The 12,695-nt window shown below is 41.3% G+C and carries 11 protein-coding genes; 1 reads left to right on the top strand and 10 read right to left on the bottom strand.

Annotation, left to right across the window (positions count from 1 at the left end; translation table 11 throughout):
* Window positions 1–7: 7 nt before the first annotated feature.
* Window positions 8–490 carry a DUF2975 domain-containing protein gene (locus tag IJI01_RS00385; protein WP_292184128.1) on the bottom strand — a complete coding sequence of 161 codons (483 nt, stop codon included), beginning with the start codon at window positions 488–490 and terminating at the stop codon, window positions 8–10.
* Between the two features lie 288 nt (window positions 491–778).
* Here IJI01_RS00385 and IJI01_RS00380 point away from each other — a divergent pair, with 288 nt between their 5' ends.
* A complete protein-coding gene (locus IJI01_RS00380; RefSeq protein WP_292184125.1) occupies window positions 779–964 on the top strand; it encodes a hypothetical protein in 186 nt (61 codons plus the stop codon).
* Between the two features lie 106 nt (window positions 965–1,070).
* Here IJI01_RS00380 and IJI01_RS00375 read toward each other — a convergent pair whose 3' ends face one another.
* The 9 genes from IJI01_RS00375 to IJI01_RS00335 all read right to left on the bottom strand — a co-directional run bounded on the left by IJI01_RS00375 (window position 1,071) and on the right by IJI01_RS00335 (window position 12,545).
* Window positions 1,071–2,939, bottom strand: coding sequence for a glycoside hydrolase family 35 protein (locus IJI01_RS00375; protein WP_292184122.1), 1,869 nt, complete (start codon window positions 2,937–2,939; stop codon window positions 1,071–1,073).
* A gap of 116 nt (window positions 2,940–3,055) precedes the next feature.
* Complete coding sequence (locus tag IJI01_RS00370; protein ID WP_292184119.1) at window positions 3,056–4,699, bottom strand: ABC transporter substrate-binding protein; 1,644 nt, start codon at window positions 4,697–4,699, stop codon at window positions 3,056–3,058.
* 134 nt (window positions 4,700–4,833) lie between these two features.
* Entirely contained in the window at window positions 4,834–5,754 is a 921-nt protein-coding gene (locus tag IJI01_RS00365) for a carbohydrate ABC transporter permease (protein WP_292184117.1), read from the bottom strand.
* Window positions 5,755–5,797: 43 nt separating this feature from the next.
* Window positions 5,798–6,754, bottom strand: a complete 957-nt coding sequence (locus IJI01_RS00360) for an ABC transporter permease (protein ID WP_292184116.1) — start codon at window positions 6,752–6,754, stop codon at window positions 5,798–5,800.
* Window positions 6,755–7,049: 295 nt separating this feature from the next.
* Complete coding sequence (locus tag IJI01_RS00355) at window positions 7,050–8,099, bottom strand: LacI family DNA-binding transcriptional regulator (protein WP_292184113.1); 1,050 nt, start codon at window positions 8,097–8,099, stop codon at window positions 7,050–7,052.
* Window positions 8,100–8,189: 90 nt separating this feature from the next.
* Complete coding sequence (locus tag IJI01_RS00350; RefSeq protein WP_292184110.1) at window positions 8,190–9,455, bottom strand: HD domain-containing phosphohydrolase; 1,266 nt, start codon at window positions 9,453–9,455, stop codon at window positions 8,190–8,192.
* Window positions 9,456–9,619: 164 nt separating this feature from the next.
* Window positions 9,620–10,645 (bottom strand): sugar kinase, encoded by a 1,026-nt coding sequence (locus IJI01_RS00345; protein ID WP_013280330.1) that lies wholly within the window; start codon window positions 10,643–10,645, stop codon window positions 9,620–9,622.
* 42 nt (window positions 10,646–10,687) lie between these two features.
* A complete protein-coding gene (locus IJI01_RS00340) occupies window positions 10,688–11,650 on the bottom strand; it encodes a bifunctional 4-hydroxy-2-oxoglutarate aldolase/2-dehydro-3-deoxy-phosphogluconate aldolase (RefSeq protein ID WP_292184106.1) in 963 nt (320 codons plus the stop codon).
* Window positions 11,651–11,690: 40 nt separating this feature from the next.
* Window positions 11,691–12,545: a gluconate 5-dehydrogenase gene (locus tag IJI01_RS00335; protein ID WP_292184104.1), complete on the bottom strand. Its 855-nt coding sequence runs from the start codon at window positions 12,543–12,545 to the stop codon at window positions 11,691–11,693.
* Window positions 12,546–12,695 lie beyond the last annotated feature (150 nt).

Here is a 12,695-nt window from a genome sequence, read left to right as displayed (position 1 = left end):
CACCTCCTCATACAGTCAGGTCCAATTCATCCTTCATCGCTACCGCCTTGGCAAATGCATGTCCTATAACACTGATGATAGGTGTCACAAATGCGGTTGTAACGGTGATGACGAATATCATGTACGTACAGGTGATTCCGATAGCGAATGTAATAACACATGCGGCAAATACGAGCTTACTAAGGATTCTAAGTGCCTTAACATTCTGTTCTACAAATACTTCGCCCAGTTCTATTCTGCAAACCAGCTTATATAATAGAGACAAAAAGACAAATAGAATCGTTGCAAGAACATATCCCCCAATTAACATAATCCAGAATCTGTACTCATCCGGTACAAGTGGTGTTGTCTTGGTCATGACGATCTCTACGATTCTGGGGCCCAGAACACACATAATCACTGCAGCAACTGTCAGGATAACTATAAAGGCTTTTGTTGCACCGATGCTTGCTGACTCGTTTACATTCACCTTATTCCCATCTTTTCCCATTATTTTTCCTCCAAAATAACGTTTTTGGGTGTTTCTAACGTTTTATTGATTTTAGGATAATACTCCTAAAATTGAATGTCAATATATTTTTGTTGTTATTCGATATATTTATATTGTTTTTCAGAATTTGATATTGGTTGTTATCGTATTATGGTAAACTTTTAACAATTTGAACACATCTGTTACAGTTGTGTAAGATTCCTTTACTCTACTATGGTGCAGTGATAACATAGCCTCTGTAAGTTGGCCAACTTGCGGGAAAAAAAGTATCATGGAGGAGCAAAAGGTATGAAGACTTGGAACACACCAGAGATCAAAGAGCTTAAGCTCAGTGGAACACAGCTCAGCGGCGACGATACAAGATATGTTGATGGCTATATCTACGATGCTGACAGAAACACTAACTGGAAGAGCTTCAGCGGCGGAACTGTAAATACAGAAGCACCAGGTGCTGATGTAATCTATCATCCATAATTTGCTTGGTAAATTAGGCCACCGGCATATACCGGTGGTCTTTTTTAATTTCATTAATACAAAAAAGAGGCGGCATCCAAGTCACCTCTTTTGTCACGTGCTATATTCAACCAATATCTGGCTCATCTTTGAGCTCAATTGTATCTCTTACCTTACCATCTGTCTCAAAGATAATGATCTCATTTTCTCCATCTTTAAGAAGAGGAGCTGGTATATACAGTCTCTTCTGAGGTCCGATTTCCCAGAATCTTCCAAGGTTAAAGCCATTGATAAATGCTACTCCCTTGCCCCATCCTTCGAAGTCAAGGAATGTGTCACCCTTCTCATCAACATCAAATGTAAAGCGATAGAATGCAGGCGCACCCTCTTTGTATTCTCTACTAAAATCTACCTTGTCGATGTTATCAAGAGGAAGTGTATAGATATCCCAGTCATTATGTATATGACCGTTAATCTGAACACATCTGTTAATACCCTTTCTCTGTGTCTCCATACGAGGGCCAAAATTAACACGTCCCATGTTCTCAACAAGGACATCAAATTTCTCATTAAGTCCCTGAAGAGTTCCTGTAGAAAGACCTGCTTCTCCAATAGCAGCTGCAGCAGTCTCAGGAGTGAGTCCATTCTCCATCATAAACTTACCGGCGAGCATCTGTGCAGGCTGAGAGCATGCAAGGAACTTCTCCATAGGAATATTATGCTCATCGTTAAGCTCCAGGTCATAAAGTGTAATGAGCGGATTCTCATCTACAAATACATTAGCTCTGTCTCCAGTCTCCCAGAGTTTAAGCTTGGCAATTCCAGCCTCTGAATGAAGTCTTGATCTATAGAGAATATAGCCATAGCTCTGATCAAGCTCTTCCATGTTAACCGTATAAGGAAGATGCACTGGAGTGCTGAGTGTATCAAGTGTTGCAAAAAGAGATACCTTCTCCTTACACTCAAGTGTTCCATAGCTCTTTCTGCTGATCTTGGTACTAAACTCAACCTCTGGAACGTCCACATACTTGCGAATTACTTCCTGGTACCTACGATACTTCTCAGTGATCTGTCCATCCTCAGTGAGTATTCCATCATAGTCATAGCTTGTAACGTCAGGTGTAAGCTCGTTGTAATAGTTAGAGCCATTCATAAATCCAAAGTTTGTACCACCCTGGAACATGTAGATACTGACATTTCCAAGCTCAAGCATCTTATCAAGGTCCTCAGTACTCTGTACGAGGTTGCCCTTCATATGGCCGCCATTTCCCCAATGGTCAAACCAGCCAACCCAGAACTCAGCGCACATAAGTGGTCCACCGTTTGTGTAATCCTTGATTACATTGAAGCGCTCTTCTGTCTTGGATCCAAAGTTACCAGTAGGGTGAGCACCTTCTGCATAGCCACCTCTGTAGCTCTCATGATATGGGCCGTCTGAAGTAATAAGAGGTACTGTAACGCCATACTTAACCATCAGATCACGCATAAACTTCATGTACTCATGGTCATTAGCGTAATATCCATACTCATTCTCAATCTGCATGAGAATAATGTTTCCACCATTATCAATCTGATACTTGGTGATCTTAGGCATCAGAACCTTATAATAATCCTCTACCGCATCAAGAAAAGGCTTGTAGCTGACTCTAAGGCGCATATTTCTGTCTTTTAACAGCCATGCTGGAAGTCCGCCAAATTCCCACTCAGCGCAGATATAAGGTGATGGCCTGATAATAATGTAAAGGCCCAGCTCAGTAGCAGTCTGTATAAATTTCTCTATGTCGCAGAAACCTTCAAAATTAAATACACCTTTTTTAGGCTCTGTAAGATTCCATGGAATATAGGTCTCAACGGTATTGCATCCAAGAGCTTTTAACTTCTCAAGTCTGTCGACCCAATACTCCGGGACAGTCCTGAAATAGTGAAAAGAACCAGATATAACCTTGAATGGTTCTCCATTTAAATAAAAGGTATCCTTAATTTCAAATTTTCCCATAATTTATCTCCTGAAAACTAAAGCTATTGTTTTCGTTTCCTCATTTTTATAATAAAGGGAATACTGCAAAACTAGTCTACAGTATTCCCTTTTTATCTAGTAATTAGTTCAAGTTATTACTTGTAGAGCTCGTCGAACTGCCTCTGAAGCTCAGCTGTTACATCATCGATACCAGCCTTCTTAAGAGCTTCCTGATACTCAGCAACGATATCTTCAGCTGATCCCTGGTACTTACCAAATGCGATCTGCTTCATGTATGTTGTGTGAATATCATTGATGTTGTCGATCTTAGACTGAATGTCATCTACGTTAGGAACGAACTGTCCATATGGATAGTCGATCTTGATTGCATCATACTCTTTGTAGAGCTTCTCGATAGCATCCCAGTTCATTGTAGCGTCCTTGATCTCAAGGTCATCGTTACGTCCCCACCAGTAGTTTACAGAAATACCATCTGTAGCTGAGTTGTATCCGTCTGGAGTCTTTCTCATGCCATCAGCTGTAAGCTCGTATGAAACGCCCTCAACACCATAGTTGAAAAGCTTGTAGCAATCTGGATCGTTTCTGATAAGGTCATAAACCATAAGAGCTCTCTCAGGGTTCTTGGAAGCTGCAGATACAGCCATAGCACCGTGAGTGATTGAAAGAGCTACAAGGTTCTTAGTCTCTTCACCAAAGTAGAAGAAGCCTGTTTCAGCCTTAGGATCATCATAGATTGTATAGCCATCCTTGTGTGAGCAAAGGTCTGTCCAAGTCTGTGTGTGGTGCTGCTCAGCTGCTACACGGCCAATCTTGAAGTCTTCTCTGTTGTCAGAAGTTGTGTTGTTGAGAACGTCTGTCTTCCAAACGCCAATCTCATCCCATTCCTTCATCATCTTAGCAAACTCAACAAGTGAATCTGTATCTGTTACATATGGTGAATATACTGTGTAAAGGTCATCCTTTGTACCACCCCACATAGCGCCGGAGTTGATACCATCGATTGAAACATAGTTAGAGTGAGATGTGATCCATCCACCAACCATTGTTGCATACTGTGTGCCGTCTGAATCCCAAGGAATAACATCAGGATATGTCTCTTTTACATACTTGAAGTATGTTGTAAGGTCTTCCCAGCTCTTAACGCCATCAGCAAGGCCTGCTTCCTTAGCCCAGTCAAGACGATATGCAAATCCGTGGTTAGTCCACTGTGCATAGTTATCTTCTGGCATAAGGTAGATGTTTCCATCATATTTGCAAAGTTCCCAGTGCTCAGGTGATACTGACTCCCATGTCTTAGGAGCGTATGTCTTGAGCATATCCTCTGAAAGCTCAAGGAAAGCACCATTCTTGGCATTTGGCCAAGCATCAAGCCAGTCAGAAGCTGTACCAACAAGGTCTACTGTACCGTCCATACGTGCAAGTGTTAAGTTATAAACTGAAAGATAATCTGTCCAGTCGATGTAGTATACTTCAAGCTCTGCGTTAACCTTCTCTGTAAGGATCTTGTTCAGCTGCTCAAGCATAGCATCTGTCTGGTTTCCTTCTGGAGCACCACCTGTTGTCATGTAGGTGATAACTACATGCTCAGATGTGTCGATAGCTGAAGCGTCTGCTGTCTCTGTGCTGCCTGCATCAGTTGTAGTTGTCTCAGTCTTTGTTTCTGTCTGTGTTGCAGTTGTGTCTGCAGGAGCTGGTGTTTCAGCTGTAGATGAGCCACATGCTGCAATACCAAGTACCATGCTTGCGCTAAGTAATGTTGCTAATAACTTTTTCTTCATTTTTATCCTCCTTTTTGATAAGAAAATGAATATGTGAACCCACTTACGTGAGTTTCAAACAAGGAACTTCCGCTCTCGCATACGCTCGCCGGAAGACGTTCGAACTAGCTTCGAAAAAACCTCAGCAAGTTCTCTCAGCCCTTTACCGCACCAACGGTAATACCGCCGATAAAATACTTCTGAACGAATGGATACAGGAATACGATAGGTCCTGTTGCCATAACTGCTGTTGCCATCTTAAGTGACTCTGTAGGTACATCTGTAAGTGTGATGTACTGTCCGGCGATTGAATTCTTAAGTGCCTGAGTTTCGTTAACAACCTTGTACAGCTGGAACTGAAGTGGCTTAACAGCTACTCTTGAACTAAGGAAAAGAGATGACTGATACCACTCGTTCCAATATCCAAGTGCAAGGAAAAGACCTATTGTAGCAAGAGCTGGCTTGAGCATAGGAAGAATAAGTCTTGTAAAGATGACCATATCTCCGGCTCCGTCAATCTTACCTGATTCTGTGATCTCATGAGGGATAGCTTTAACAAAGTTCTTCATGAGAATGATCAGCCAAGGTGACATGAGAAGAGGGAAAAATACTGCCAGATAGCTATCATTTAATTTGTAGGTCTGTGTCATCAGAAGGTAATATGGTGCAAGTCCTGCTGAGAACAGTGAAGTAAAGTAAATATAGAAGGAAATTGCATTTCTGAGAGGGAAATCTTTTCTCTGAAGTGCATAACCTGTCATAGCAATTATCATAAGACCTACTACTGTTCCGCATAATGTAAGAGTAATTGTAAGTCCGTATGATTTCCAGATCATTCCGCCTCTGACAACCATCTCATAGGCTTTAAGTGTGAACTCCTTTGGAAGAAGCTGAACACCTTCTGCTCTGATTACTGCCTCATTGGTAAAAGATGTACCGATGATGATCAGGAAAGGAAAAATACATGCAAGAGCATAGAATGTAATAAGTACATATCCAAAAACTCTTATAATAATATCTGAAGCGCCAAGTTTAACTTTAACGCCAGTCATTTCGATTTCATTTGATTTAGCCATCGTAAAACTCCTCTTATTTTCTTAATTTCTTTTGCATCAATAATCAGAACAGTGAATAATCTGGATCAATCTTCTTAACTATGTAGTTAACTGCCATAACCATTACAAAGCCTATGATTGACTGATACAAACCAACAGCTGATGCTGTAGAGAAGTTAAAGTCATTGATTGTAGCACGGTACACGTAAGTCTCAATAATATCTGTTGTAGGATAAAGAAGTGAGTTAGTACCGATAATGTTGTAGAACAGACCAAAGTTACCTTTTACGATTCCACCAAGAGCGAACAACAGAAGAATTACTATTGTAGGCTTAAGTCCTGGAAGAATGATGTATCTGATCTTCTGGAAAGCGTTGGCACCATCAACCTTGGCTGCCTCGATGATCTCTGCATCAATTCCGCAGATTGCAGCGAAGTAAACAACTGAGTTGTAACCTGTCTGCTGCCACAAATGAACGATTACCAGGATTACCGGCCAAACCGAAGGATCTGAATACGGTCCCCATTTCTCTCTTCCAAGTGATGTGAGAACCTCATTTACAAAACCGTAGTCATAATTTAAAAGGTTGTAAACAAGAATTCCTACAAGTACCTGTGAAATGAAGTATGGAAGGAACATCATTGTCTGTGATACCTTCTTGAACATCTTGCTCTGCATCTCGTTAAGAAGAATAGCTACGAGAATAGCAAGTAAGTTACCCAGGATAATAAATGCGATATTGTAGAGAATTGTATTCTTGGTAAGTTCAAAGAGCTTGCCTGACTCTGCCAGGAACTGGAAGTTCTTAAGACCTACGAACTTACTTCCAAAAATACCATCTCTGTAATTATATTTAACAAAGGCTACCCAAATACCGGGCATCGGCATATAGCTGAAAAGGAAGAAAAAGACTACTGCAGGCAAACACATAAGTTCCAAAACTCTGTATCTCCACAAAGTTTCTAGCACCCCGCGCTTCCTGATTACCTGCGTAGAAGATGAATTAGTATTCTTACTCATGGAACCCTCCCAATTACTCGCGATTGCTTTTCTATTAAACACAGTCCCCGTTTGTGCATTTTAACAACTTGCAACCGATTTCATATCATTATTTAATCATTAATGCCATATATTAGTCAATGATTATTTTGAAACCGATTGCAGTTTTGGTGAATTAATACAAAAAGGAGGAAGCTATACTAGTTACTTCCTCCTATTTTTGTACATTTTGCCATATATTGTATACAAAAATACCAAATAGCAATATCACAGTTTCAAAAACGTTTTTCCATAAATATTCTTATATCTTTTGCCATCAGTTATAGCATATCCCTGTACTATCCCTGATAACCAGCACCGGATCAACCATTTGAAGGTCTTCTACTTCTTTTCCGGCAGATACAGCAACTGCTGTATCTATCAACTTCTGGCCATACTTATCATAGTTATAATCTATACTGGTGAGCTTAGGTGACATCAGATCAGCGATATATGTATTGTCAAAACTTACTACAGATATATCCTCAGGCACTCTTAACCCATGTTCTCTTATACTCCTGAGAGCTCCACTGGCAGCAAAGTCATTAATTGCTATTATCGCTGTAGGCCTGTCCTCTAGTTTCAGAATCTTATTGGTTGCGTCATACCCTGATTCCGGATCATAATATCCATTTACTACATATTCCCCATTTACCTTGATACCATGCGCCTTGAGATTATCCTCATATCTCTGATACTTGTAAAAAGTAGAAGCAACGCGCATTTCACCTCCAACAAGAGCAATCTTGTGATGTCCCAGTCCGATAAGATGTTCCATAACAAGGTTCATTCCCTTTGCTTCATCAATAACTACCCTGTGAACAGGCGCTTTATCAAGCTTGCCCGTTACAATCACAGGAGTACTGGCACAAACAGCCCTTACTTTCTCAGCATACGCATCATCAGTAATAAGATCATCAACCCGTCCGCCCATCTGAATGATGGCATCAACCTTCTGCTGCAGCAGAATATCCAGCTGCGCCTGCTCTCTTTCTTTTACGCCAAGCGAATTAGCAAGACCAACACTGTATCCAGCCTTCTCTGCTGCAATCTCGCAGGCTACAAAAAGAGCTGAATAATAAGGGTTTCTAACGTCAGCAGCAATGATACCAATTGTCTTGGTGGCAGTGTCAGAAAGCCCCTTAGCCAATGCATTAGGCTTGAAATTATATTTATCAATTATGCTCTGGATTCTGTCCTTCTTCTCTTTGCGAACGGAAGCACTTCCGTTCAGGACACGAGAAACAGTAGAAGCAGACACTCCCGCTTCCGCTGCAATATCATAGATTGTAATCGACTTACCGGCATTCAGTCTATCGTTTTCCATAAAAACTCCGTCTTGGGGACTGTCTGAAACCGATTTCAATTACATATTACGAAATTTCACACATCTTGTCAATATCGATTATTATGTATACTAATATCCCATATAAACTCCAGGAATATCGCTTTCTGTAAGGTGGAAATTGTTAGCTCCTTCCTCACTGTCTGCCGTTTCCATCTTAACTACATTTACATAGCCATCATTAATCATATCAACCATGTATTTTACAATATCAGGATCAAACTGCTTTCCACCGCCCTTTTGAATTTCCTCAATGATCTCATCCTTATTAAGGTGTCTTCTGTACACACGGTTACTAGACATGGCATCATAAGCATCTGCCACACCTACAATTCTCGCATATAGAGGAATAGATTCTCCGCGAAGACCTTCCGGATATCCGGTTCCATCATATCTCTCATGGTGATAAAGAGCTGTTTCTCTGATACCTCTGATAGAAGAAAGCTGTTTGAGCATCTTTCCTCCTGCAATTGTATGGTTCTGTATAAGCTTGCGCTCTTCATCAGTAAGCTTACCTGGTTTATTTAAAACAGCATCCGGAATACTGATCTTTCCGGAATCATGCAAAAGACCTGCATAATAAATATTCTGGACCTCATCTTCCGATAGCCCCATTCTCTTGGCAATTTCAGCACCATACATGGCAACACGCTTTGAATGTCCTCTTGTATATGGATCTTTTGCGTCTATGAAACTAATGAAAGTATTCATCGACTGTAGAATGATCTTAACATCATTCTGCTGTCTTTCTTTGTAGTTTCTGATATTGAACCTTGTAACCCAGTATCCAATAAATGAAATCGCCCAGATTGCTATAGCTATCTGAATAATTGGTCCTATTATGTTTTTTTGGCCTTTAACAACCTCATAGCCTACAAATTTAATTGAATGAGGATCAAACGGCTCAATAGTATTTAAAAGCAACCTGAATGCAGTTGCTTCATAGGAATGAATATCTATACTGTAATACTCAGGGGTAAAAACAAGTTCATTTCTATCCAGATGCTGATTAAGTGCTGCATCCCATGAACTTTTTACAATCGTACCATTTGGAACTGATAACGTAGCTTTCCAATTAGATATAGTATTATCTCCAATGTTAGTGATCAAAAACTCATATTCCGTATCATACCCGGACGTAGTCTTTGTCTCACTTTTCTTTGTTACAGAAGCATATAATATATCGGACAGCTTAGCTCCATAAAGATTCAGATCAGCTGTAACCTCAGAAGATACATTATTTTCAATAGCAATCTTATTAACAAGATACCCTGTAAGAAGCATCATAAGAACAGCTATGAACATCAAAAAAGTATGAAAAGGTCTTTCCATCTTCATATCGCAACACCTATAAATGCGCACAACTACACAATTCTACGAATACATTATATACAATCGAGTGCGATATATCAGTTATTTTTCTGTGATAATTTAATAAACAAAATAAAAAGAGCTCTATCCAGCCTAAGCCAGATAGAGCTCTCCATAATTCTTTATGATGATTATCTCTGGATACGTCCTGATCCGTCGCCACCAGCAAGCTTGTTAACCTCATCAACAGTAACAAGGTTGAAGTCTCCCTCGATTGAGTGCTTAAGAGCAGATGCTGCAACAGCAAACTCGATTGTAGCCTGAGGATCAAATCCGTTAACGCAGCTGTAGATAAGTCCGCCGCCGAATGAATCTCCGCCACCTACACGGTCAACGATGTGAAGTGCATACTTCTTGGAGAAGTAAGCCTGTCCATCAGTGTAGAGCATAGCGCTCCAGTTGTTGTCGTTAGCTGAAAGTGACTCACGAAGTGTGATAGCAACCTTCTTGAAGCCAAATCTCTCTGTAAGCTTCTGAGCAACCTCGATGTAGCCCTCTCTGTTAAGCTTACCTGTTGTAACGTCTGTTGAAGAAGCAGCGATACCAAATACATCGTTAGCATCCTCTTCGTTAGCGATACATACATCAACATACTGGCAGAGCTCAGCCATAACCTTACCAGCCTTCTCCTTGCTCCAGAGCTTACCTCTGTAGTTAAGGTCACAAGATACTGTAAGACCATGCTCTTTAGCCTTCTTACAAGCCTCAAGAGTGATCTCAGCAAGAGAATCACTTACAGCTGGAGTGATACCTGTGAAGTGGAACCACTCAGCACCCTCGAAGATCTCATCCCAGTTGAAGTCAGCTGGAACTGCCTCAGCGATAGCTGAATGTGCTCTATCATAGATGCACTTAGAACCTCTCTGTGAAGCACCCTTCTCGTTGTAGTAGATACCTACGCGATCGCCGCCTCTTGTGATCTTAGATGTATCAACGCCATACTTTCTAAGTGAGTTAACAGCAGCCTGTCCAATCTCGTGCTTAGGAAGCTTTGTAACGTAAACTGAATCAAGACCATAGTTAGCAAGAGAAACTGATACGTTAGCCTCTCCGCCACCGAATGTAGCCTCAAGGTGATCAACCTGAACAAATCTAAGATAGTTGTCTGGCTGAAGACGAAGCATGATTTCACCAAATGTAACGACTTTCTTTGACATAATAAAATCCTCTTTTCTTATTCTATAAATCAAATGTGATAATTAGTTTTTTGTAAGATGTACAGCGAATCCGCCGAAGTCATCAGCGAGGTAAGCTACCTTAAGGTGACCATCTGCATCATATGAGAATGATGTCTCATCAAACTTAACGCCCTGCTTGCCAAGGTGATATACAGCTCTGTCAACGTTGTTAGTGCCGATAGCGATGTGTCCGCACTGTCCACGTCCCTGAGACTTCATAACTTCTACAACTGAGCCAGCGAATACTGATGAGTTGCCAACCTTCTTGGTAAATCCGAAGAGTGAATCAAACTTGTCTGCAGTAGCCTCAGCGCTTGCAGCATCAGCCTGGTTGATTCCAACGTGCTTCATTGTGAAGCCAAGCATAGCATTAACTGCATCTCTTGTCATAGCTTCGATCTCATCGAACTTGCCTGCAGAGATGAGTTCCTTCTTAACCATCCAGCTACCACCACAGCAGAATACCTTGTTGAAGCTGAGGTAATCATTGAGGTTGTTCTTGTTAACACCGCCAGTAGGCATGAAGTGCATCTTAGTATAAGGAGCAGCCATAGCCTTGATCTTGGCAATACCACCGTTCTGCTCAGCTGGGAAGAACTTAACGCAATCAAGACCGAGCTCGATAGCCTGCTCAACTTCACCAGGTGTAGCAGTTCCAGGAACTACAGGTACACCGATTGACTGGATGTACTCAACGTTTGATCTGTTAAAGCCTGGGCTAACGATGAACTTAGCACCAGCAGCCTTAGCGCGGTCAGCCTGCTCAGCATTGAGGACTGTACCAGCACCAACGATCATCTCTGGGAACTTCTCAGAAATAAGTCTGATTGCTTCCTCAGCAGCAGCTGTACGGAATGTAACCTCTGCAGCTGGAAGACCACCCTTAATAAGTGCCTCAGCAAGTGGCACTGCATCCTTAGCATCGTCAATAGCGATTACAGGAACGATACCAATTTTGTATAACTCTTCGCAAATCTTATCCATTTTTATTGCCTTTCTTTATCCTATATATAGAAATTATTCTTTACTGTGCTGTGCTCTCGTCGATATCAGCAAACTTGGAAGGATCAAGGTTGTTAGGATCCTGTCCGATGTAAGCAGAGATACCACCGTCGATATAAACTACCTGTCCGTTGATGAAGTCAGAAGCTGGAGATGCAAGGAATACTGCAAGTCCCATAAGGTCTTCTGTCTTACCCCATCTCTGAGCTGGTGTCTTAGAACGGATGAATCTGTCGAATGGGTTCATTGAACCATCAGCCTGCTTCTCACGAAGAGGTGCTGTCTGAGGTGTTGCAATGTAACCAGGTCCAATAGCGTTGCACTGAATGTTGTACTGACCATACTCTGAGCAGATGTTTCTTGTAAGCATCTTAAGTCCGCCCTTAGCTGCTGCATATGCAGATACAGTCTCACGACCAAACTCTGACATCATTGAGCAAGCGTTGATGATCTTACCTGAGCCCTTCTTCATCATTGCTGGAAGAACTGCCTTAGAACAGATGAATGGACCTGTAAGGTCTACATCGATAACCTGCTGCCACTGATCAACTGACATCTCGTGCATAGGAATTCTCTTGATGATACCTGCGTTGTTAACGAGGATGTCGATTGTACCAACTTCCTTCTCAACTGCAGCTACAAATTCCTGTACCTGATCTTCCTTAGTAACGTCACAAACCTTACCGAAAGCCTTGATGCCGTGCTTCTCGTACTCAGCAAGTCCCTTGTCTACAAGTTCCTGGTTGATATCGTTGAATACAACCTTAGCTCCGCTCTCTGCGAATGCTACTGCATAAGCAAGTCCAAGTCCATAAGAAGCGCCTGTAACCCAAGCTACCTTACCTTCAAGTGAAAAGTTCTTTAAAAAATCTCCCATTTTAAAATCCTCTCTATACTTTCTTATATATTTTGCACAAAAGAACCAGTATTTAAGCCCTATGTGCAATTGGTTAATAAGTTACAAACAATGATAAGCAATAAATAATGGGCGAAAACTATGTCATTTCAGGTACAATGCATATGTGTT

It is taken from the genome of Butyrivibrio sp. (assembly GCF_017433805.1).
Classification (GTDB): Bacteria; Bacillota; Clostridia; order Lachnospirales; family Lachnospiraceae; genus Butyrivibrio.
Note: the sequence above shows the minus strand (reverse complement) of the source record. Positions and strands in the feature narration are given on the sequence as shown.